The organism is Flavihumibacter sp. (genome assembly GCF_036676075.1).
In the GTDB taxonomy this organism is placed as follows: domain Bacteria; phylum Bacteroidota; class Bacteroidia; order Chitinophagales; family Chitinophagaceae; genus Flavihumibacter.
The window spans coordinates 398,733-423,094 of sequence record NZ_JAKFDQ010000007.1; the positions used below are offsets into that span (position 1 = coordinate 398,733).

Here is a 24,362-nt window from a genome sequence, read left to right on the forward strand (position 1 = left end):
GTAAACGGTAAGAAACCTACTCTTCTTCTTCAACGCCCCTGTAAGCCTTAATGAAAATAGCACCGAGGTTTTTGTATGGTGGTATATAGTCATCAAACCTTTCCTTAGCCTCACCACTGAACAATTTGGAAAGCTCGTTCCACATGGGCATCCATTCAATATTCTGTCCATTTCTCAGGTTTGTATTGATGGCGTTCAGGATTGGTTCGTTAACGGTGCGCGTACCGATCTGCTTGGAAGAAATGATATGAGCATCTGAGCTTATCGTGAGAACATCATTCAGATTATTGTATCCGCCGCAGGATCCTAATATCACAATACGGGCCGAAGGCGTTATTTGCCCAAGCGATGATTTCACATGGTAGCTATGTCCGCGGTGGATGAATATGGTAGGTTCCAGACCTTCTTTGTCGAGGTAAGCACGGAGCTTTTCCTGGGCTTTCGTATCAGGATCATCTTCACCGTAAAGCGGTTTATTAGCGAAAATCCATACTGGTTTCCCCTTTGTATTCTTGATGGTGACAAAATCCGCATTTTCAGTAATGCTCCAGTCGGCTTTCCCCCGAAACATTCCCATGAAATTAGCATATGACATTTGTCCATCCTTATCATCATCCCCATAAAAGAAAACCTGCTGGATGATACGCCCGGATGAATCTGCCAGGCGATTATAATCAACGGTATAAACAGGGGGAATACCAAGGGCTTTGGAGAGATCAATATTGGCGTTGGCGTCGGCCGATTCAAAAAGGGTCTTCTCAATGAAATAAACTTTCTGACCATTAGGGTCTCCATTACGCTGAGCCCTGTCATAGTTCCATCTTGCCTCTTCCAACATATTGGCAGCAAGCACTTTATTTTTTTCAAAGATGGAGCTATAGGCATCTGCAACGTCAACGGCATCTTCCACGTTGTTCATATCCGTTGTTTTCTCCAGACCGAACATGAACGACTTCATCAGAACGGTTGCATTTGAATCAGGCATCAGCTTAAGAAGGGTGTCAAGCTCATTGTAAGCAGCGGCCATTTTGATGAACTTCCTGAAATAGTCGAAGTTCATGGTCATAAACAGGCTATCGGTTGGAACTCCTTTGAGTCGCTGGATGATTCTCCTGAACACACCGCGGTAGCTGGAGGTATAAATTTCATCTTCGCCCAATACACAGAGGTAATAAAGTTCATGTGGCGCCAGCGGTTCCAGGATCTTAAACCTCACTGCATCAGAGGCGCTGTGCAGGCCATTGATCTTGCTGATAAAATATTGCCGAGCCTTGTTATCCATTCTTTCCACCAGGGCTTTGCGCTCCATGGGGGTATCTTTTGATAACATCCGGGAAGTATGCTGCATGCGGGTTTTGACCATGAGCTTATAATATTCAAGGTCATTGTTCTTCACCTTGTCTATTTCATCGAAGGTCATTTTGCCACGGTAGATATCATCAATAAAGGGGAAGTAAAGTTGACCACTCCTGCTTGAAGCCATTTCTGCGATCACCTTCACCACCGGATCTGGATGGATACGGATATAGCGGGCCAGCGCATCATTGGCGGCCGCATAATCATACACCTTCCGGGGATCACGACGGGCTTCAGCAGCGATCAGGCTGTCTCGGGTGGGATAGGAAAAATTTGTTTTTAGAAAAGGCATTGTCCTTTCAGGATAGAGCTGGAGGTATTTTACCTGAAGGATCGATTTACTTGCGGGTATACCCTTGTTTTCGGGGTAACTGAAGCAATCAACCAATATTTTACCTGCCCAGTAATGAGCATCTCTTACTACGGGGTCGATACCTTTATTCTCCCGGTCAAGTTCAAGTGCGGCAGCATAGGCATTAACCGTTTCAGGAGCCAGGGCTGCAGAAAAAGACCGGGATCGGGTACCCAAACCAATCTGGCGGGTCATTATTTCGAGTCCCTTAAGGTATTTGATCTTTTCATTGTCTTTGAGGAGGGTATCCAATTCGATGGATTGCTGCAATTCATCAACCTTATCAAGCATTGCAAAACGGACCTGCGCATTGAAAGCCTCGTCTTTTGAAAGGGGGATATAGCCCCTTACATGGCTACCGGGTTGTATAAAGAGCTTTTTCTGCTCCTTATCAATATTTTCATGGAAAAGCACCCTACTCCTGTCGATTGAATAGAGGGGTGCAGCGGTTTGTGCTTTCGCTACTGATGCAGCAATAATCAGTAAAAAGGGTAGCAGTTTATTCATAGCCTTAGGCCTTATGTTCAAAATTACACCATTGGATAAAGGGATAACGTTGTGTTAACCTTAAAATTGCCCTTAACAATTTCATAATCAGTATAACATCGGCCCCTCAGCGCGGAGGGTTAACTTTGCGTAAATAAATTGTTAATGGACACCAAGGGAAAAAAGATCCTGATCGCCGACGATGAACCCGATATCCTGGAAATCATACAATACAATCTTCAGGCCGAGGGGTATACAGTTTATACTGCCAAGGATGGTGACGAGGCATTACAAAGGGCAAAACAGGTGAATCCCGACCTGATCATTCTCGACATAATGATGCCCCGGAAAACGGGTACTGAAGTATGCTCCATACTTAGAACACAACCAGCTTTCAAGGATACGCTTATCATTTTCCTAACCGCATTGAACGACGAAAGTTCACAGGTCCGTGGTTTCGACACCGGGGCAGATGACTATGTGAACAAACCTATCAGTCCAAAGCTCCTCCTCAGCAGGGTAAATGCATTGTTTCGCCGGGTGGGTAAAAAAGAAGAAGGTGGGTCCAACGGCATTCTGACCGTGGGCAATGTGGTAATTGATCCGGTGAAATTCATTGTTGAGGTTGATGACAATGAAGTTAGTCTTGCCAAAAAAGAATTTGAACTCCTTTATCTGCTCGCCTCCCGGCCGGGCAGGGTATTTCTGCGCAATGAGATCCTCAACCAGGTTTGGGGAAATGATGTTATTGTAGGTGACAGAACAATTGATGTTCATATCCGTAAGATCAGGCAGAAGCTGGGCCTCGACTGTATTACCACGGTAAAAGGTGTGGGTTATAAGTTTGATCTCTAGCTGGACGCCGCTTTCGGCTTAAATTCGTATCATGTTCAATTTCAAGAGTCTTTCTCCCCGCCAGGTATCAGCCGTGCTGGCTTTTGCAATTTCGCTGCTGGTGGCACTAGCCAATCTTGTGCTGGTAAAAAACTGGACAATAGCCATGGGTTCTTTCCTGGTTTTGTTCCTGGTTTCTTACCTGCTGATTTTTTATTTCCTGCAACAATTTATATATCGCCGGATCAAACTGATCTACAAATTCATTTACCAGACGAAGGCATCCAAACGGGAAGAGTTTTATAATAAATATATTCTCCCCCAGAAAAGTATTGATGAGGTAAAGGAGGATGTGGAACAATGGGCCGAACAGAGAGAGGGAGAGATCGAGTTACTTCGTAAAAATGAAGCATTCCGAAAAGAGTTTTTACAGAACCTGGCGCATGAATTCAAGACTCCGATCTTTGCCATCCAGGGTTATGTTGATACTCTTCTGAGTGGGGCTATGGACAATCCCGATGTGAGGAAAAAATTCCTTCAGAACACCTCCCGAAATGTAGATCGATTGGTGAACCTGATGAATGACCTTGATGAAATCAGTCGGCTGGAGAGTGGAGAACAGATATTATACAAGCAATATTTCATCATACAGACCCTCATAAGGGAGGTTATTGAATCGCTATCACTAAACCTGGTAACAAAACAGGTAACTGTCAGTATTAAAAAAGGATGTGAGGGACCAACTTATGTATTTGCCGATAAAGAAAAGATCCGGCAGGTTCTGATAAATTTGGTAGAAAACAGTGCAAAATATAGTAAGGCCGGCGGATCAGTTGTAGCCAGCGTATATACAACGGATGAGTTTAAGGTTTTGATAGAGATCAGTGATGATGGTATTGGCATTGAGGAAGAGCATCTTCCCAGGATCTTTGAAAGGTTTTATCGCACAGATAAAGCCCGGAGCCGCGACAAGGGCGGCACCGGACTTGGCCTGGCGATCTGTAAACATATCATTGAAGCGCATGGTGAATCCATGCATGTTCGCAGTAAAACGGATGTGGGTACCACTATTGGATTCACGCTATCGGCCATCCGTGAAGAGGAAGGCAGTCGCAATAGCAATACTCACCAACCAATTCCATAGTCTTCACCATGATTACTGCTTCCACCCCAGAAACTATTATGTTTCCAGTCGAAGTAAATGGCATTGATAGGGCCGCTTGTTCTATCATCCAGTGAAATGGAATAACCCATTCTTCGTAATTCCTGCTGTACCCATACCGGGGTGTTGTCGTGAAGGAGGATGCTGCCTGCACGAGGCTTTCGGTCGTCAGTTTTTTCACCGCCCAATGACAGCCAAAGCTGATTGCTGTTGATGTTAGCAGCTTCTGCTGCTTCCTGCACGTTCATACCGAACTCCACCATGTTAAGGAAAAACTGTAATAGGTTCTGGTCTTGTGTATCGCCACCCTGAACAGCGAATGAGAGAAATGGTTTACCATCTTTCAAGGCCATGGAAGGTGTGAGTGTAACGCGGGGTCTTTTACCGGGTTCAATAACATTGAAGGGATTAAGGGTTGAATCGAGAACAAAGCTCTGGAGGCGCTGGCTCATCCCCACTCCTGTTTTACCAGCAATTGTTGCGGGAAGCCAACCACCACTGGGTGTGATGGATACAACCCAACCATCTTTATCGGCCGCTTCCACTGATGTGGTACCTGCCCAGAGTCGTTCCATATAGGCGCTGTCAATGGGCAAACTTTGAGCAGCATTTGTTGCGCCGGTACGATTATCATGCGCGGGCATAAAACCCGCTGGCCTGTTTGTGCTGGTGGTATCCAGTGTAAAACCTCTTTTCTTAAGCATTTCCCGATATGGGTTGGTGCCCCCCTGAAAGGGATAAGGATCTCCGGGGGATGCCTGGGCCATATTTCTGTCATTATTGATCTGGGCAGCCCTCATTCGCGCGTAATCTTTACTGAGGAGGCCTTTCATAGGTTCGGCCGGGGGGAAATAGGGATCGCCATAATAGAAATCGCGGTCGGCAAATGAGAGGTTCATGGCCTGGTAAATGGTATGTATATAACGGGCACTATTATAACCCATTGATTTCAGGTCAAAGTTTTCCAGGATATTGAGCGCCTGAAGCATCATCGGCCCCTGGGTCCATTGCTGCAACTTGTAAACATCAATTCCTTTATAAGACACTTTCATGGGTTCCTCTTCTATGGCTTTCCAGTTGGCAAGGTCCTGAAGCGTTATAAGGCCACCCTGCTCCTGGGCTCCCCTCACAAATTCTGCTGCGATATCGCCTTTATAAAAACGGTCGTTGGCAGCCATGATGGCATCTTTGCGGTTCATTTTACGCTTAAGGGCTGAACGTTCTGCTTCCACCATTTTACGAAGCGTTTCGAGAAGGTCTTTTTGCACAAATATTTCACCTGCCTCGGGTGCTTCTCTTTTTTCACCGGCATGAGGAAGGAAAACAGCTTTGCTATAGGGCCATTGGCGTATCATTTCCTTACCTCTTTCCATTTGATTGGCGGTCTGGGCCTCGATGGGATAACCAGCAGCGAGTTCCATGGCAGGTTTCAGCACCTGCTCCAACGTCATGGTTCCATAGTTGGCGAGCATGAGACAGAGCCCCCCTACGGTTCCAGGAGTTGTAGCGGCAAGCGGTCCGTACTGAGGGGGAAATTCCATTCCTTTTCCCTGGAAGAAAGCGGGGGTAGCACCTGTTGGAGCCACGCCCAGTGCATTGATGGCAATTACCTTTCCTGTTTTAGGGTTATAGATAAGCGCCTGGGTTTCACCACCCCAGCTCAGCACATCCCACATAGTACAGGTAGCGGCCAGCATGGCGCAGGCGGCGTCCACTGCATTACCACCCTGTTGGAATATCATGGCACCTGCTGTGGCAGCCAGCGGTTTTCCGGTAATTGCCATCCAGTTTTTGCCGTGCAGTACGGGCTTTTGGGTTTGGGCACCGGCTGAAAATAATGTTGCTAATAATACGAGCGTAACCAGTAGTCGTTTCATTAAAATATTGTTTGTAGAAAGTTAAGATAAATCGGCCTGGTCCGGCACCGGCTTTTTGTTGAAGAATCGGATCGAAATAAGTGTTGCAAGCAGTCCGCTCACTCCCGTGATCATCACCAGGTTGGTATAAAACTGCAGCCAGCTAAGCTCGATCTGAAGTAGAGTTTTACTGAGTAGAACAGCCACACTGCCCAGATAACCGAAGGCATCGGCGAGATAAATGAGGAATCCAACGTTTCCGCTTATCCGAAAACTCGCGATGAATCTTTCAAAGAGGATACTGTTGAAAGGAATATAAACAAGGTAGAGGCCCATCCCAACACTAAGCATCCACCACCATGTACTAATGATCTGCTGTTTATAGGCCAGCGTCATCAACAGGCTTAACAGGAAGCCGGCGGCCATTATAAGGTGGGTGATATTGAAGGCGCGTTTGTTATTACGAACCATAACCATGGAAGCGATTAACAGGAGCATCACCAGCGAGATGATCGTTTCCGTTTGTGCAAACACTGAGCTATTGAAAACATCACCTGATTCGCGCCACATATCGGCCATGAAACTGTCACGTACTTCGCGCAGGATGGTTACAAGAATATAAACCATTATGAGAAAAAAAAGACCGGTTCCATACTCACGCAGTAATTTTCTCCTATCCTCCTTTTTCATTGGAAGTCGCACTGTACGATGGGCAACGTCTTTCTCAGTTGGTGGCGGAAGCTTCTCCACCAGGTAAACAAATAACAGTAACGGACCAGCGAAAATAGCGCCCGTTATAAATGGCATCCAGTATTCACTGACCTGCCATGTGCTCATGGTAAATGCAGCAACAGATTTGGACAATCCGGATCCAAATATGAAACTCACAGCAAGGGCCGCACTAATAAGGTCGGTCATGCGACGGCCTTCAACATAAGAGAATACGATGCCCCAGAGCATCCCGAGTGGAAAGCCATTAAAGAACAGGCACCAGAAATTATAGGGAGCGGGAAGCAATGCAAAAGCCAGCCATGAAAACCAGGCAATACCTGTGAGGATCAAAATCAATTGTCCGCGTCCGATCCTTTTCATCTCCGCGATAAAACGTATACCGTAAAATTTACTGGCCATATAACCCATCACCTGTGTGATGACGATCACTATTTTGTAATCGAGCCCGAAGATTGCATATCCGCTGAAAGGCGCTACGTTAAAAGCTTTTCGGAATGAGAACAGGCAGGTATATAAGCAGAAGGCTACCAGTGCCGCATAGAGAGCTGTTGACCATTCCTGTTTGGTGAATTTCATTTTCATGCTGTCTAACGAATATACGGATTGGAAAAAAAAAGCCGGGATATAGACATATCCCGACTGACTGCATGAGAAAATATTTGCTAACACTACAACTGAACGAACAGGTACAAAAGTATTGCGGGTATATTACCAGCAAATGAAGGGATGGTTACCCAATTGTAAAAAAAAGCCCGGCTGGTGCCGGGCTTTGGAAGTATAATAACGCGCGGTATTAGTAAGCGTTTGTTTTTGGGTTGAAGCTTGTCCAGCCTTGCAGCCAGTTTGTAGTTCCGAATGCACCAACATGTGTAGTAGGTGAAAAGAATGCTGCATCCAGTCCGGAGAAATCAGCTCCGGTGAGGGCAGGTGAACCGGCTTTCGGCAGAAAATTTGGAGTTGTTAAATTGAATGGATCTGTAAGCTGCACATCATCACGTGAAGCAAGTGTGCGTACACCTTCAGATTCAGCTTTAGCCTTAACAAGATCAGCTGTAGCGAAAACTGTTTCAGCACCGCCGGCAACATTGTATGGCTTTGTATAAACTGCTACGATATTGTTTTTGAATTCTGACTGGCCATCTTTGTAAGCCTGGGCAGTTGCAGCTGATTCCATTGAAAATCCAGCTTTACGGTGACCCAGAAGGATAGAGTTACGTAATACAAAGCGGGTAGCCCTTCTCCAACGATTACTGAATCCGTGGTTTGAGTTAGAACCAGTAGTATCATATGGTCCAATCAAAGTGAGGTTAGAAAGCACAGGCCTTGTATAGGGTTCAGTTGGATCACCAGAACCATTATTATCACATTCGATACCATTTGCCTGGTCTGTATCAGCTGGTTTGTCGCGAAGTGAAACGGCATTTTGTATCTTCCCGATATATCCAAAGTCGAAATCGAAATCATCATCCATGGTACCAAGGGCAACCAGGTTCTTACAGTTTACGGTTCCTCCAAAGAATTCGTATGCATCGTCAGCACCAAATGATACCTGAACATTTTCTATGATTGTTCCTGAACCAACGCCTCCAAGTGTTAGACCATTGATCTCTGATCCTGGTTCAGCAGCTATTCCTGAAAACTCGATCCTCACATAACGAAGTATGCCGCTATTATCGTTTGCAACTGTTCCACCATAAGGACGGTTTACACCACCTTCAACTATTGGAGCGGGTGAAGTTGGACGGTTTGTTGGAGCATTACCAAGAATAATGATGCCACCCCAATCGCCCGGGGCACGTTCGCCGGCAGCTTTACCAGAAGTGAATACTATTGGAGCGTCTGCCTTTCCATCGGCAATGATCTTAGACCCTCTTTCAATGATCAGGGCGCCTTTATCTGCTATATCACTTTTGATGACTGTTCCTGGTTCAATGGTAAGCGTTGCGCCATTGTTCACATAAACATATCCCTTCAGCGTCCAGATGCCTTTCGTGAGTGTCCGACTCTGGTCAATTGTTCCATTAAGAATATTATCACCAGGAACTACTCCACCACCGCCAGTGTTGATATCATCCCCTACATCAACTTTGATGCAGGAAGTAATGGTTAATGCACTGAACGCTACAATTGCAAATTGTTTTACCAATTTCATTTCTATTAAGTTTAAAATTTTCAGAGTTTGTTTGTTGTTTTATTTCCTAAGATCGAAGTCATAAGTAAATCCGATTGAGATCGTGCTGCCGGGTTTATAGCGACTGAACATCCTGTCTGCACCACCAAATTCTTTACTACCACCACCTACGTTTTCATATAGGTAGATATCATTGTTCAGGATATCTGAGAAGGTCAGTTTCAGTTCGCCTTTTTTATCCATAATCCTTTTAGACAGCTGGAAATCGAGGAGATGCCTTGGCCTTTCATAGATATCCGGGAACTCACTGTTACCAACAAGTGCCAGTCTTGGGCCTATCCTGTTATAGAGAATAGTCGCATTCAGTGCTTTATCAGAAGTATACTGGATTCCTGCATTAATTAGATAGGGTGACTGGCCCTGGATCGGGCGATTAGAATTTACCGGCTGGCCAGATACTTCATCGGGGAAACTCACATCGGAAAAGAGATAAGTGAAGTTTCCAAATGCTGTTACATTGTTCCAGAAATCACTTTCAGGATTCATGAAATCAAGGTTCTTTCGAATCTCCAGCTCAGCACCATAAGTATCGGCTTCACCTGCATTCTGGTAGAAATAAAGCCTGCGATCAGAGTTGGATCCCGGATCAAGGCGGAATTCGATGGGGTTAGTAAATCTTTTATAGAAAGCGCCTAAAGTGAATGCTTCACCTGCAGCGGGATAGATCTCATAACGCAGATCCAGGTTAATTATCTTAGTTCGCTTCAGATTGGGATTTCCAGATACACCATAGTTAGCTTCGTAATCATAAAAAGCAAAAGGTGCTATTTCGCGGAACTCGGGACGAGCCACTGTTTGGAAAGCGGAGAAGCGAATATTATTCTTGGTATTCAGCGAATAAGTGAGGTTAACAGAGGGAAGGAAATCCCAGGTTTCTGTATTAAGGTTAAGGCGCTTGGCGGTAACATCTTTCGTGGTAAGATATTGTTCAAAAAATTCCATTCTTGCCCCCCATACCAATCTTACATTTTCACTGAGCTTGTTATCGAACATTGCAAACCCAGAATTGATGGCAGATATACCAAAATATTTATCCTGGTTATTGGTGAAATCATCGATGATGAATCCATTCAGGCCAATATTTTCCGGCGCAAAAATCTTGTCATAGTTTTCGTAGATAAGTTCTTCATCAAAATTGGCCTGTGAAGCTTCAGTATATCGAAGAATTCGACTTTTAAAATCACGGAATCTAACTATAGTAGATCCACCCACTTTGAAGTTTTGCTTTTCATCAAACAAATTGAATGGAATAGTGAGTGCTGCTGATCCGCTGAGGGTATGATCTTTAAGATCGGACCAGAAACGACGGGTATCATCCGTATCAATCTGGAATTGTCCACCCTGCGATTTTGCATACTGTTGTGTGCGAAGGTCGGGCTGGTTTCTTGTTACAAGTGAATAACCGCCATTCCACCTGAATTTCATCTTCCCCAGGTTCAGTTGATGGTCGCCTTCCAACTGGCCGCTATAGAAGCTTCGCTGGTTCATGAAAGAAGAATAGAACCGGATATCCTGGTTACGATTGGTGTTAAATCCTTCACGGGTGAAATAATTATCATCGTAAAACTGGTTGAAGATATTCTTGAAAGAGATCTTATTCTTTTTCTGTGAGTAGGTGATATTAATCAAAGCGCCGAGGTTACTCTGGTAACGGTTCTGCTGGTCAAAGAAATTAAAAATAGGATTGCCATCCGATTGTGTGAATGAGCGATTAACATCATATTTCAATTGAGCATTCCGGTACATCACAGAGGCGATGAAACCAAGTTTCGCATCATTTTTCAATACCCTTGTAGAACCATAGGCAAGGTTATAAGTCATTGTAGGAGCTGCCTTCCTTGTAGTTTGTGCATATACGTCATTACTCAGGGTGGATGATGCCGCAATTTTCTGTTCTGTACTTAGTAGCCTGTATTCCTGTGGTGTATTGGGAAAGCCCGAAGGAAATTTACGGGTACCGTCATCAAACCCAAGCCAATCTGTTGATCCACGCTGGTTGCTGGTAAAATCTTTAAATACACTATTCGTATTAAAACCAAAAGAAACGCCGAGTGAAAGAAAATCTTTTGAAGGAACGTCTTTTGTTTGAACCTGAATGAGGCCTCCGGCAAATTCACCTGTAAGTTCGGGCGTGGCAGTTTTATTGATAATGATATTATCAATCATATTGGCAGGAATCACATCAAAAGAGAATGCCTTACGGTCAGGTTCAGACGAAGGTAACTGAGAGTTGTTGATGAATGCAGCGTTGTAGCGATCGCTCAAACCACGAACAATTACAAATTTATTATCCTGAATAGAAGCGCCGCTTACACGTTTCAACACTTCTCCTGTTGTACGGTCGGGTGTTCTTTTGATGAGGTCGGCTGCGATACCACTTGAAACAGCAGTATTATTTCTTTGAAGGTTGATAAGGGCACTGGTTGTTTCCTTACGTACAGAACTCCTAACGATAACTTCACCCAGTTCTGATTTAGATTCCAGTACAACAGTGAACGTATTATCAATTCCTGCCTTTACTTCAACCTCTTCCAGTGATTTTGTATTATAACCGGCACTGGAGATCTGGATGGTGTATTTCTTTCCCACCTCAAGTGAAAAAGAAAAGCGGCCTTCCACATCTGCTGCGGCCCTGCGTTCTGTACCAAGTACGATAACAGTAGCACCCGGTACGGCCTCATTCTGGGTATTGATAACTTTACCACTGAGTTTAGCTGTTGATTGCGCGAAGGAATGAATGGTTGTAAGAACCATCGCCATCAACAGGAAGAGAAACTTTTTGCTCACAACTATGAGGGTTTATTTGCCCGCAAAAGTAGCTTCGCAATGTTACCGACCCGTTACGGGAAGGTTAACGAATTGTATCGTGAATGTTACCGGAATATTAAGGCTAAAAATTCACCTGAGCCTGTAAGCGTAGAAGGTTTCCTTTCTGGTGATTGATGGGTTTTCGGGCGTCCTCAAACCTACGGTCAGAAATAGTGTACATGGCAACAAACTCAAAATTTCTATTCACCTGCCATTCCACCCCCATCTCCAGTTCTTTCACATCATAGCTGCGTGCATCAAGTTCATGCTTTTTTCCACCTTTATATATATAGTACCTGCTAAAAGGAATTACTACCTGTTTTCCGGGTTTGATCATATAGCTGGCAAGAACGTAACCACCCTGCAATTTCTGATCTGTGATTGTATTGGTAGCGGGATCATATTCGGGTCCGGTTCCAATATTGTATTCAGCCTGCAATCCGAAAGGTTGCGGATAAAGAATAAAGCTGGCGCCCACCCGCTGGTCAGTAAATTCTGCATTAACATGTGATAGCTTAACACCCCTGGTAGTATCGGCAATTACAAACTTTCCTGTATATGCCTGGATGCCCGCCTCAATGATCTGTCCATTAGAAAGTTGTGTTGGCCAGGAGAATCTTCCAACAACATGTGGGCTATTATTCAGTTCTGGTTTATTTGCAGTTTGACCATTATACAATCCAAAGGCAGCTACACCATAATCGCCGGATCCTTTCAGTCCATCACTCACAAGCCGGCTCAACAATTCACGCTTTGCCGCAGGCGCCCAGAAGAAGAATCCCCCCAGGTCGCGTTCATTTGCGACAGCACTGTTCATTCCATCATTACGGTCGAGCGGCAAACGGTTTTGACTGCTCTGCATATTTTCAAATCCATAGGGCACTTTACTTTGTCCAAGCCTTATCCTGAACTCTTTTTTCTTATCCAGGGCAACATCAAAGTATGCATCCCTTATCTGTCCAAAATGAAGACCGGTTGAAGAAGCTGATGAGGCAAAATCAGGCTGGAAATAGAGATATACCCTGTCGGAGATATTACCACTGAATACCAGTCGGGCCCGGCGAATAAAAAAGCCACCGTCTTCGCCCCAGCTCCTGTCGCACTGCTCACATTTGAGATCGGGATTGGTTTCAAGGAGTCTGTTATAACGGACCTGGATATAACCCCTTATTGAAAATGATTCATACCATTTTTTTGGGGGCGTCACCTGCACCACGAGAGTATCCTTTAGCTTAGTAGAATCCTGCGCAAGTAAGGTTGAACCTGCAACCAAAATGAGGAGACTCAGGTGTATTGCCTTCATTATCAGTGACCTTCCCAATGTTACCATAATATGAATTAATTGTTAACAGGGCGCAAAGGTAGATTCAAATACAAGCTGGATAAGGATTTGCAGTGTTAAGGAATTATTACCATGTTAATTCATCATTAAGTAATTGTTACCCAGGGATATGTGCCAAACCCCTTGAAAACCTATGTTAAGAAATTATTACCATAGCCACATAACCCTTGCGGGCAAGCTAAAGGGTCTAATTTTGCGCAAAATTCAGTTATGGCCCTAGCAGCATTTCTTAAATTGTTCACTCCCAAGGACAAGGTATTTTATTCTCTTTTCGAAGAAGTGGCCAATACGGTGGCCAAGATGGGGAAACTTATGAAAGAGGTGGTGAGTGAGTCAGATTTTGACAAGCGCGCCGCCCTCATAGCCCGGATGGAAGATTTTGAACATGTGAATGATGATCTTACCCATAAGATCTTCACTGAGTTGGGCCGCAACTTCATTACACCATTTGACCGTGAAGACATCCATTACCTGGCAACTTCACTGGATGATATTGCTGACTATATATATGCATCAGCTAAAAAGATCAATTTTTACAAGGTAAACCCCAACGATCCGGGAATTCAAAAGATGGCTGATCTCATTGAACAGAGCGCCGACCAGATCCGCAATGCGGTGATAGAGTTGAGGAATATGAAGAACATGCGCCTCATCACAGACGCACTTGTGAAAGTTAATAGTATTGAGAACCAGGCAGATGATATTTTCGACCTTAGCATCGACAGGCTTTTTGAAACAGAGCCTGACGCAAAAGAGGTTATCAAAAAACGCGAGATCTACCAGGTAATGGAGATAGTTACCGATAAATGCGAAGATGCTGCCAATGTGATCGAAAGCATTATTATCAAGTACGCTTAATGGTTCCTGCATAAAAATACCAACATGACCTTTTTAGTAGTAATCATCGTACTGGCCCTGATCTTCGATTACATCAACGGTTTCCACGATGCAGCCAATTCCATAGCCACTATAGTTTCCACTAAAGTACTTACACCTTTCCAGGCGGTGCTTTGGGCAGCAGTCTTCAACTTTGCAGCATTCTTTATTTCAAAATACCTGATAGGTGAATTCAAGATCGGTAATACCATCGCCAAATCTGTTCACGAGAACTTCATTACACTGGATGTGATCTTTGCGGGGTTGATCGCCGCCATCACCTGGAACCTGCTCACCTGGTGGTTTGGTATTCCTTCTTCTTCATCCCATACATTATTGGGTGGATTTATTGGTGCGGCCATGGCGCATGCAGGCGGAGTGATGAAGAATGGCGAACATGTTATTAACTATGTAAAAGTTATACCCACATTCCTATTTATTTTCCTGGCACCGGTTATCGGAATGATCATCGCATATGTAATTACTGTTATCATACTGAACGTGTGCCGGAATGTTATGCCCTATAAGGCGGAAAAATGGTTCCGCAGGATGCAGCTTGTTTCTTCTGCCCTTTTCAGTTTGGGACATGGGGGTAATGATGCACAAAAAGTAATGGGAATCATTGGTGCGGCGGTGATATTTTTTGAAGTACAGAACGGAAACGCCAGCTATACCACACTTGACTCATCACATCGCTTCACCCATTTTGTAGAGGACTACTGGTGGGTACCTGTGGCAAGTTTCACTGCCATAGCTTTGGGAACACTTAGCGGTGGGTGGAAGATCGTTAAGACCATGGGAACACGAATCACCAAGGTTACGCCGCTTGAAGGTGTGAGTGCGGAAACGGCCGGTGCTGCCACCCTATACCTTGCAGAGGCTGCGGGTATACCCGTAAGTACCACCCATACTATTACCGGTGCAATCATCGGGGTTGGTGCCACCAAACGACTGAGTGCAGTTCGCTGGGGTGTTACAATCAACCTCTTATGGGCATGGATACTTACCATACCGGTGAGTGCTTTCATTGCAGCCGTGGTATATTATATATTGAGAGCGATCTTTTAACAGACCAGAAATTATTGATATTCATTATAAACTAACAAGAGCCCGTCCTTACCCGACGGGTTTTTTATTATCTTGCCCCCTCATTTAAAATGACTATGAAAGGAATCATCCTGGCCGGCGGATCCGGCACCCGCCTTCATCCAATAACTTATGCGATCAGTAAACAGATCATGCCCGTGTATGATAAGCCCATGATCTATTACCCGCTTTCCACCCTTATGCTGGCAGGGATCTATGATATCCTTATCATATCGACGCCGCACGACCTGCCACTTTTCAAAAAATTATTTGGCGATGGCAGCCAGTTGGGATTGAATATCTCTTACGCAGAACAGGCTGTTCCGAACGGTCTGGCCCAGGCATTTGTAATTGGGGCCGATTTTATCGGTAATGATAAGGTAGCGCTTGTGTTGGGTGACAATATATTTTATGGAATGGGATTGGGGAAGCAACTGGCAAATAATACTGATCCGGATGGCGGAATTGTATATGCTTACCATGTGAGTGACCCCGAGCGATATGGGGTGGTTGAATTCGATAAAGACAATAATGTTATTTCTATTGAAGAAAAACCTACGGAGCCCAAGAGTAACTTTGCAGTACCCGGACTATATTTTTACGATAACGAGGTGATCGGGATCGCAAAAAATCTGAAACCCAGTGCCCGGGGTGAATATGAGATCACCGATGTGAATCGTGAATACCTCAAAAGGGGTAAGTTGAAAGTTTCCATTATGGACCGTGGAACAGCATGGCTTGATACCGGCACTTTTGATTCACTCATGCAGGCCTCCCAGTTTGTTCAGGTCATTGAACAAAGGCAGGGAATTAAGATAGCCTGTGTGGAGGAGATCGCGTGGAGAAAAGGATTCATTGATGATGAGGCGCTGAAAAAGATAGCTCAGCCGCTTATTAAAAGCGGTTATGGAGAATACCTGCTGGGACTTATTCATGAAAAAAAATAAAACATGTTCGAACATATGTTCTAACGTTCATCGAACATGTGTCAGACACCTAAATAGAAACTATGAGTAAAATTCTTGTTACCGGCGGATGTGGCTATATCGGGTCTCATACCCTGGTTGACCTGATCGGTAGCGGTTTCGAAGTGATATCCGTTGATAACAATTCGCGTTCTTCTCCGAGGATACTGGAAGGCGTAGAAAAAATCACCGGCCAGAAAATAAAAAACTACAAAGTTGACCTGTGTAATTTCGATGATACGTTCGCGATATTCCAGGAAAATACAGATATAGCAGGTATCATTCATTTTGCAGCGTATAAGGCAGTAGGGGAATCGGTTGCAGAACCGGTGATGTATTTTGAGAATAATCTTGTAAGCCTGCTCAACCTGCTCAAATGCGTGCAGGAATTTAAGGTCCCTTATTTTGTCTTCTCTTCATCCTGTACGGTGTATGGAAATCCGGATGTAATACCGGTTACGGAAACCACTCCACCCAAGCCTGCAGAATCGCCCTATGGCTATACCAAGCAGATGGGTGAGCAGATCATCAATGAATTTGCGAAGGTGAACCCCACACAATGCATCTTACTAAGGTATTTTAATCCCGTAGGAGCCCACCCCAGTATCCAGATCGGGGAGCTGCCGATAGGGAAACCAGCCAACCTGGTTCCCGCCATTACACAAACCGCTATAGGCAAGCTTCCGCAAATGACTGTTTTCGGAAATGATTATGAAACCCGTGATGGAAGTTGTCTGCGTGACTTTATACATGTCTCCGATATCGCCCATGCACATACGCTTTCGTTGCAATACCTGATGGATGGCAAGAGCCAGAAGCACTGTGATGTTTTCAATCTTGGAACAGGCAATGGCGTGACCGTTCTGGAAGCCATCAGGGCATTTGAAAAAGTAAGCGGTGCAGCGTTGAACTATGCCATTGGACCTCGGAGGCCCGGAGATGTTATTGCCATTTATGCAAACAATGAATACGCAGTAAAAGAGTTGGGATGGGAGATCAAATATTCACTGGAAGACATGATGGAAACCGCCTGGAAATGGGAGCAGCGATTAAAGGCGGATGAAACACTTTACCTCTTACAGAATGCCAATTTGAATTAACCTTACCTTTGCAGGGCAAAAACCAATACTACATGTTAAAAGATATACAGGTAACCGGTAAAAAAGATACAAGAAGCGGATTTGGTGATGGGATTACAGAACTGGGAAGAAACAATCCAAATGTAGTGGCGCTCACTGCCGACCTGGCGGGATCACTTAAGCTACAGACATTTATAAAAGAAAATCCAGATCGCTTTATTCAGTGCGGTATTGCTGAAGCCAATATGATTGGAATTGCGGCGGGACTCACCATTGGCGGTAAGATACCTTTCACTACAACTTTTGCGAATTTCTCTACCGGTCGTGTATATGACCAGATCAGGCAGTCGGTTGCTTATAGTGGTAAGAATGTGAAGATATGCGCTTCCCATGCGGGACTTACGCTGGGTGAAGATGGCGCCACGCACCAGATCCTGGAAGATATCGGCATGATGAAAATGTTACCTGGTATGACGGTTGTTGTACCCTGTGATTATGCGCAAACAAAGGCAGCCACCCTGGCTATAGCTGAATATGAAGGCCCTGTTTACCTCCGGTTCGGAAGGCCGGTATGGCCCATCTTTACTGAGGGGATGCCATTTGAAATCGGAAAGGCGCAGGTGTTCAGCGAAGGAACTGATATAAGCATTTTTGCCTGCGGACATATGGTATGGAATGCTATTGAAGCTGGCAGGATACTGGAAGAAAAAGGTATAAGCGTAGAAGTGATCAATATACATACCATCAAACCACTTGATGAAGAAGCCATCATCAGATCATTGAAAAAAACAGGCTGTGCCGTTACCGTGGAAGAGCATAATGTGCTGGGGGGAATGGGGGACTGTGTTGCACAAGTTGCTGCACGACATAACCCCGTGCCCATCGAATATATCGGAACCAATGATACATTTGGTGAAAGTGGTACACCAATGCAATTGCTCGAGAAATATGGATTGAGCACGGAGAATATTGTTGCCGCAGCAGAGAAAGTGATGGCAAGAAAATAATAAAGGCAAAATATATTTTATAAAAGAAACAACCGGCAACCCGGTTGTTTTTTGTTTTTAAACTTTCCATTCTGGCTTCAGTCTTATCTTTAGCAACAAAACAAGGAGCATGTCGATGGCCATCGAAGACAATGAGTTGCTGATTATGTTCCGGGAACCCGCTTCCCGGGAAAAGGCATATACCAGCATCATAAAAAAATACCAGGAACGACTTTACTGGCATGTGAGGCGTATGGTAGTAGGTCATGAAGATGCCAACGATGTGTTGCAGAATGTGTTCATAAGGGTTTGGAACGGACTGGAAAATTTCAGGGAGGATGCCAAGCTTTATACCTGGCTTTACCGGGTGGCAACCAATGAATGCCTGACTTTTTTAGACCAGCAGAAAAGAAAGGCAACGGTATCTTTTGATGATTCTGAGGAAGGGCTTGGTAACCAGATCAAGGCTGATAAAGATTTTGATCCTAAGCAGATCGAGTGGAAATTGCAACTGGCCATCCAGAAATTGCCTGAAAAGCAGCGGATCGTATTCAATCTCCGGTATTATGATGAGATGCCATATGAAGAGATGAGCCGTGTGCTGGAAACATCAGAAGGAGCTTTGAAAGCCTCTTATCACCACGCAGTAAAAAAAATTGAAGATTACCTGTTGAATCATTAAACCCCCACCCCCAGAAAAGGTCTAAAAGGCGATGATACCCGATAATACCATATATGAAGAGATAAAAGCCATCAGTGATCTGGTGGCAGGCGTTCCGCGCCAGCTTCCCTACAAGGTTCCTGCCGGGTATTTCGAAAATTTCGCTGACCGGATGCTTGTGGTGGCAAAAAGCCAGGAAGGAACTGGTTTTGAAGAAGGAGAGCCGGATCCCGGTGCTGAGTTGCAGCAATTATCGCCTTTACTGGCGGGTTTATCCAAAAAATCACCTTTCCGGGTACCAGAAGGATATTTTGAGCAGGTTGCCGGGGAGATCAATGCAGGTGTTTCAGCATTGGAGCAGGCAAATGAGATTTTAGAGACCCTCTCCCCTACATTGGAAGCAGCCCGTCACCTTCAACCTTACAAGGTGCCCGATGGCTATTTTGAACAGCTTCCACAGGTAATGCTTGAAAGAGTTACGGGTGTGAAGGTTCCAGGGAAGGATATAGTTAAGCAGGAGGCGAAAGTAGTGGGAATGGGGCGGTCATGGTTCAGGTATGCTGCCGCCGCCGCAATCACAGGATTGATCCTTATAAGTGCCTGGTGGTACAATCAGAACAATGACAGCAGCACAGAAATTGCAGGTGCCGGAACAATTTCCGCACAATTGCAGGCAGAGATGGACCAACTCAGTGATGATGTGATTTTTGACTATGCCGATTCTGTTCAGTCAATTTATATGGGGGCAGCAACGGCTTCCAATGCAGATCTGAGCGAACCGGTATTTCATTACTTACTCAATGATGTTAGTGATGAAGCCCTGCAGCAGTATCTGGCTGAACAACCCGGAAAGACCCTATAAACCAAAAACAAAAGATCATGAAACAAATCTATATAATATTAGTGCTGGCATTCTCACTCTCCACCGCCGTGGTGGCACAACAACCGCGCGAAGGCGAAAGGCTTGAGGCGCTGAAGATCGCCTACCTCACAAAGAAGCTCAACCTCACTACAGAAGAAGCACAGCAATTCTGGCCGGTTTACAATAACTATATCGCAGAAACAAAACAGGCGAGGATGTCTTTTCGCAATGGAAATGAATTAGAGCGGGAAGAAAAGATATTGGCTGTCCGGAAAAAATACCAGCCTCAATTCAGTAAAGCATTATCGCCCGACCGTGCGAACCAGTTCTATAAAGCTGAAAAGGATTTTTACGGCTATGTACAGAAAGAATTGATGGAAAGACGCCAGCAGCGGCAGGATAACCGTCCGCGCCGTAATGGAAATGATAATTAATAATAATCAGCCTATCGGAGTTTTTATATCATGATAGAATAGAAACTTCCATCCAGCGGGGTGACCTTCCTGCCACCATTGCTGCCTCAGTTCCATCGCCTTTTTACCATCATAATCATATTTGGCTGCAAACCTGCTTTTCATCTGTTGCAATTGTGGTGCATTATCGCCCCCGAAAAAAACCGTTTCGCCACCATCAACAATCCTGAATACCTGGTGATAAGGGCAATGACCTCCTACCAATTGGTATTGGATATATCCCCCTATCACACCGTCTCCATCAAGGAATACCACGTTAGGAGCTGACTTCAAACATTCAAGTTCTTCTGTAATATATGAAGCGGAATCTTTCTCAAAGGCATAGTCCAGCTCTTTTTGCTGAACGTAATAAGTAGCATTCGGAAATGAAATCACATGCTTCCCATTGGAGTCAAAACGACTCACCCCACCGGCATGGTCTTTATGGAGATGGCTCATCAATACTTTAGTGACTTCGCCGGGATTGATCCCTGCATCCATAAGATTCCTGTGTAATTGTGGTACTCCATCTTTCTCGAAACCCAGGCCTGTATCCAATAGCAACACGTCTTCACCCGTCACTACCACGAATGGCTGTATCTCAACAAGCAGGCTACCCTTGGGCCTGTCCTGCAGTTCATGTGCATCCTGATCAAATGGAACAAACTGCTTTGTACCATCGATGGTAAAACTGCCTTCAGAAAGAGGAACGATAGTCATGTAGGAGGTAAGATTTAGGAGGTAAGAGGTAAGATTTAGCGAAGGACCATCTGGCGGTCGGCATCGAGGCGTACGAGAATGAATAATAATATTGTGAACGTAAGCAATGATGTTCCGCCATAACTGATAAATGGAAGTGGTATTCCGATAACGGGTGCGAGACCGATGGTCATGCAGATATTAATAGCGATATGGAAAAAGAATATGGATGCCACACCGTATGCATAACATCTGCTGAAAACACTTCGCTGTCGTTCTGCAATGGTGATGATACGCATCAGCAGCAGGAAATAAATCGATAGCAGTACCATGCTTCCCAGGAAACCGAAACCCTCGCCAATTGTACAAAAAATAAAATCCGTTCGCTGCTCCGGTACAAAGTCATAGCGGGTTTGCGTTCCTTTTAGCAGGCCTTTACCGGCAAATCCGCCGGAGCCAATGGCGATCTTACTCTGCCTGACATTATAATCACCCCCATCATCCTTTTTCTTTGCATCGGGTGCCTGGGCAATTTCCATGGCCTCACTGGCATCCTTTGGAACATAGTCTTTACCAATGGTGTCGTAGATTCTTTTTACCTGGTAAGGTTGCATTACATTCTCGAAAATATAGGGTACAGCAAATCGCTGGATACCAACTGCAACAAACCATATTCCCATTATTATCACCAGCAATTGTCTCTGCCTTTTGATCTGCCTTCGCATGATATAGATGGCGATGGCTGCAGCGGCAGTAAGAATGATTGCCAGTATATTGGGGTCAACGAGTAAAGTAGCCACAACAAGTGCCGCCAATGAGAACCCAATGATGAGGACAGCCGCAGGCAACCCCTCCCTGAACATCACGAGGAAGAAAGAGAAATAGACCAATGCGAGTCCGGTTTCCTGTTGTAGAATCGTTATGAATGCGGGAGTGATTGCTATTGCTGTAGCGATAAGTTGCGAACGCGTTTTGGAGAAATCAGTATCCACCCTACTCAGGTATTTTGCCAGCGCGAGGTTTACAAATACTTTGCAGAGTTCGGCAGGCTGTAGCTGGAATCCCCCGAAGCGCATAATGGAACGCGTTCCTTTCACTTCCGTATGAAAAGGAAACACCAATAGTAAGAGCAGAATGCCAAATGCATACCAGAGATTGGCAGTGGCCGTAAAGAATTTACTATCGGTAAGTAAAATGAAGACGGCCAGTACAGCGCCAATTCCCACATACAATAGTTGACGGCTATAATCAGTTTTGAGTGAAAGGAAGGTCTGGATCACAGACTCACCTTCTGTATAGGTGGTTGCGAAAATACTGAGTACACCGATGCTCACAAGCAGTATGTAAAGCCATACTACCAGCCAGTCGACCCCTTTCGATATATCAGGTTTTCGTTGATTCATACCAGTTATACAGATGTAGATTTGATTTTTTGTTGTTGAGGGAGGATGGCCTCTATGCCTGTTCTTGTGGTTCTTGTTTCGGGCCTTGGAGCAGGAGATGGCTTCTCATCTTTATAGCGCTTGAGACTGTCGGGCGTGGCCGAATGTTTACGCATGAATTTACGGATAACGCTTGTATCATTGGTACGCTTGAACCAGTTCCAGGCCCGGGTAGAATCGGCTTTATACTGCTCACGGATTATCCAGGAAGGCATCAGATCAGTAGATGCAATTCTTTCAACTTCTTTTACACGTTCGGGCCTTAAGGTATCATTAAGGTATTTCTCCATCATAAGGGCCGCGATTGGTCCGGCCCATGTACCACCATATCCCGCGTTCTCTACAATAACTGCAATGGCGATCTTCGGATTTTCGCGGGGGGCGAAACATACAAAAACAGAGTTGTCTTTAAGTTTGGTACGCTTACCATCAATAACACGGTAGTTTTCTGCAGTTCCTGTTTTTGCGCACACGTTGATACCAGGCAACTGTGCCATTCGGGCCGTACCTATTTCAACCACATCCTGCATACCAGCCATAACGGCTTCATAGGCATCGTCAGAAATACTGGTAAGAGGTGAGTGCTTCTTCCGGAAGGCATTCATGATGGTATCTTCGGGTGTTTCCTCATCAATCTTCTCTACGAAATGCGGGGTAAAATAATAGCCCTTATTGGCTATGATACACATTGAATTGGCCAGCTGAAGCGGGGTTGCCAGCATCATATCCTGCCCGATACCCAACGTGAGGTTTGTACAGGAACTCCATGAATTCCGATACACTTTATTGTAGACGGAACTGTCGGGGATATTACCCTTATCCTCGCTGGGGAGGTCAACCCCTACCCTTACCCCGAGGTCGAAATTGTTCATATATCCTTTCCATTTCTGGTAACCTTTCTTTACGCCTCCATGCCGGTTAGCGTCTACTGATAATCGGTAGATATGGGTAAAATAAGAGTTGCATGAATTCGCAATTGCCAGGCGAAGATTGGCGGCATGCCCCGGATTATTATGGGTGCATTTTACCGGTCTCGCACATCCGTAGTAGGCACCGCTGCATCCTATGCCGAATGAGGGTGTAATGATACCTTCATCTAAAGCGACCAGTGCCCCCAGCGGCTTGAAGGTAGAGCCGGGAGGGTATTGGCCTTTGATGGCACGGTTCAGCAGAGGGCTGCTGACATCAAGAAAAAGTTTATTAAAATTCTGTTGTTTCTCCGGACCGGTTAACATGTTCGGATCAAAATTAGGGCCTGATACCATGGCGATGATCCCACCAGTTTTGGGCTCTATAGCCACTGCAGCTCCAACCTTACCCTGCATCAGTTTTTCGGCGAGTTGCTGCACTTCAATATCTATATATGTTCTCAGGTTTCTGCCGGCAATAGCGGCAGTATCAAAGGCGCCCTCTTCATATTTTCCCACCAGCCTGTTCTTGTTGTCTTTGATCATGTATTCAACACCTCGCCTTCCCATCAGTACCCGCTCATAAAAAGATTCCAATCCTGTTTTACCTACATAATCGCCCAATCGGTAGAAACCATCTGACCGTTTAATATTGCCAGAATCTGCTTCACCGATATAACCCATAATATGTGCTGCCGCATTGAAGGGATAGGTACGTACCGGCCTTTCCACAAGGGCGAAGCCCGGAAACTTGTAGATATTCTCTTCCAGCCTGGCATGAACCTGGGGAGGCAAAAGATCTTCGAATATACTTGGACGGTAGCGTCCATTTTTTATGATGGCGGTGATAACTCTTTTGCGGAATTCGGCTGTATCGATATCCAGCAATTGGCAGAGATAGGTTGTATCTACTCCTTTGATCTGTGTTGGTGTTACTTCCAGATCATACATGATAGTATTATTGAGGATAGCCTTTCCTTTTCTGTCATAAATGATACCACGGTCGGGGTATTTTACCTTTGGATAAACAGCATTGTTGAATGCAAGAGCCTGGTATTTATTTGAAAAAAGCTGGAGGTTGATTAGCTGGGCAAGCATCACGACAAATACCCCCGCAATAATAAGGCGGATGACAGTTGAACGTGATTGGTTGAAAACAGACATGAGGGAGGTAAGAATTAAGAGGTAAGAGGTAAGAGTTGAAGTAAGATTTAAGATTTAAGAAGT

At 44.9% G+C, this 24,362-nt stretch carries 19 protein-coding genes; 10 read left to right on the plus strand and 9 right to left on the minus strand.

What is annotated here, in order from left to right:
• Positions 1–16: 16 nt before the first annotated feature.
• Positions 17–2,215 carry a hypothetical protein gene (locus V6M43_RS04520; RefSeq protein WP_332732839.1) on the minus strand — a complete coding sequence of 733 codons (2,199 nt, stop codon included), beginning with the start codon at positions 2,213–2,215 and terminating at the stop codon, positions 17–19.
• A 144-nt stretch (positions 2,216–2,359) separates the two neighbouring features.
• On the opposite strand from V6M43_RS04520, the gene V6M43_RS04525 reads away from it, so the two are divergent.
• On the plus strand, positions 2,360–3,049 hold the full coding sequence (locus V6M43_RS04525; RefSeq protein WP_332732840.1) for a response regulator transcription factor: 690 nt from the start codon (positions 2,360–2,362) through the stop codon (positions 3,047–3,049).
• Positions 3,050–3,080: 31 nt separating this feature from the next.
• Complete coding sequence (locus V6M43_RS04530) at positions 3,081–4,172, plus strand: sensor histidine kinase (protein ID WP_332732841.1); 1,092 nt, start codon at positions 3,081–3,083, stop codon at positions 4,170–4,172.
• Here V6M43_RS04530 and V6M43_RS04535 read toward each other — a convergent pair.
• The 5 genes from V6M43_RS04535 to V6M43_RS04555 all read right to left on the minus strand — a co-directional run bounded on the left by V6M43_RS04535 (position 4,154) and on the right by V6M43_RS04555 (position 13,107).
• Positions 4,154–6,067 carry a gamma-glutamyltransferase family protein gene (locus V6M43_RS04535; protein ID WP_332732842.1) on the minus strand — a complete coding sequence of 638 codons (1,914 nt, stop codon included), beginning with the start codon at positions 6,065–6,067 and terminating at the stop codon, positions 4,154–4,156. The two genes, V6M43_RS04530 and V6M43_RS04535, sit on opposite strands and share 19 nt — an antisense overlap.
• Before the next feature lie 21 nt (positions 6,068–6,088).
• Positions 6,089–7,354 carry a DUF5690 family protein gene (locus tag V6M43_RS04540; protein WP_332732843.1) on the minus strand — a complete coding sequence of 422 codons (1,266 nt, stop codon included), beginning with the start codon at positions 7,352–7,354 and terminating at the stop codon, positions 6,089–6,091.
• Positions 7,355–7,571: 217 nt separating this feature from the next.
• Positions 7,572–8,930 carry a hypothetical protein gene (locus V6M43_RS04545; protein WP_332732844.1) on the minus strand — a complete coding sequence of 453 codons (1,359 nt, stop codon included), beginning with the start codon at positions 8,928–8,930 and terminating at the stop codon, positions 7,572–7,574.
• A 39-nt stretch (positions 8,931–8,969) separates the two neighbouring features.
• On the minus strand, positions 8,970–11,756 hold the full coding sequence (locus V6M43_RS04550; RefSeq protein WP_332732845.1) for a TonB-dependent receptor: 2,787 nt from the start codon (positions 11,754–11,756) through the stop codon (positions 8,970–8,972).
• 103 nt (positions 11,757–11,859) lie between these two features.
• Positions 11,860–13,107: a porin gene (locus V6M43_RS04555; protein ID WP_332732846.1), complete on the minus strand. Its 1,248-nt coding sequence runs from the start codon at positions 13,105–13,107 to the stop codon at positions 11,860–11,862.
• A gap of 222 nt (positions 13,108–13,329) precedes the next feature.
• Here V6M43_RS04555 and V6M43_RS04560 point away from each other — a divergent pair, with 222 nt between their 5' ends.
• From V6M43_RS04560 to V6M43_RS04595, 8 genes are all read left to right on the plus strand, one after another.
• A complete protein-coding gene (locus V6M43_RS04560; protein ID WP_332732847.1) occupies positions 13,330–13,977 on the plus strand; it encodes a DUF47 domain-containing protein in 648 nt (215 codons plus the stop codon).
• A 24-nt stretch (positions 13,978–14,001) separates the two neighbouring features.
• Entirely contained in the window at positions 14,002–15,063 is a 1,062-nt protein-coding gene (locus V6M43_RS04565; protein ID WP_332732848.1) for an inorganic phosphate transporter, read from the plus strand.
• A 95-nt stretch (positions 15,064–15,158) separates the two neighbouring features.
• Positions 15,159–16,028, plus strand: a complete 870-nt coding sequence (gene rfbA / locus V6M43_RS04570) for a glucose-1-phosphate thymidylyltransferase RfbA (protein WP_332732849.1) — start codon at positions 15,159–15,161, stop codon at positions 16,026–16,028.
• A gap of 62 nt (positions 16,029–16,090) precedes the next feature.
• Complete coding sequence (galE, locus tag V6M43_RS04575; protein ID WP_332732850.1) at positions 16,091–17,146, plus strand: UDP-glucose 4-epimerase GalE; 1,056 nt, start codon at positions 16,091–16,093, stop codon at positions 17,144–17,146.
• Between the two features lie 32 nt (positions 17,147–17,178).
• On the plus strand, positions 17,179–18,132 hold the full coding sequence (locus V6M43_RS04580) for a transketolase family protein (RefSeq protein ID WP_332732851.1): 954 nt from the start codon (positions 17,179–17,181) through the stop codon (positions 18,130–18,132).
• A 109-nt stretch (positions 18,133–18,241) separates the two neighbouring features.
• On the plus strand, positions 18,242–18,793 hold the full coding sequence (locus V6M43_RS04585; RefSeq protein ID WP_039126992.1) for an RNA polymerase sigma factor: 552 nt from the start codon (positions 18,242–18,244) through the stop codon (positions 18,791–18,793).
• 31 nt (positions 18,794–18,824) lie between these two features.
• Positions 18,825–19,634, plus strand: coding sequence for a hypothetical protein (locus tag V6M43_RS04590; protein ID WP_332732852.1), 810 nt, complete (start codon positions 18,825–18,827; stop codon positions 19,632–19,634).
• A 17-nt stretch (positions 19,635–19,651) separates the two neighbouring features.
• The gene (locus V6M43_RS04595; RefSeq protein ID WP_332732853.1) at positions 19,652–20,068 is read left to right on the plus strand and encodes a hypothetical protein; all 417 of its coding nucleotides are present in this window, start codon (positions 19,652–19,654) and stop codon (positions 20,066–20,068) included.
• Between the two features lie 6 nt (positions 20,069–20,074).
• On the opposite strand, the gene V6M43_RS04600 is transcribed toward V6M43_RS04595, so the two are convergent.
• From V6M43_RS04600 to mrdA, 3 genes are read right to left on the minus strand one after another with little or no spacing between them, the layout of a single operon-like run.
• Positions 20,075–20,806, minus strand: a complete 732-nt coding sequence (locus V6M43_RS04600; RefSeq protein ID WP_332732854.1) for an MBL fold metallo-hydrolase — start codon at positions 20,804–20,806, stop codon at positions 20,075–20,077.
• A gap of 35 nt (positions 20,807–20,841) precedes the next feature.
• Positions 20,842–22,188 (minus strand): rod shape-determining protein RodA, encoded by a 1,347-nt coding sequence (gene rodA / locus V6M43_RS04605; RefSeq protein ID WP_332732855.1) that lies wholly within the window; start codon positions 22,186–22,188, stop codon positions 20,842–20,844.
• Positions 22,189–22,193: 5 nt separating this feature from the next.
• Entirely contained in the window at positions 22,194–24,299 is a 2,106-nt protein-coding gene (mrdA, locus tag V6M43_RS04610; protein WP_332732856.1) for a penicillin-binding protein 2, read from the minus strand.
• Positions 24,300–24,362: the final 63 nt, after the last annotated feature.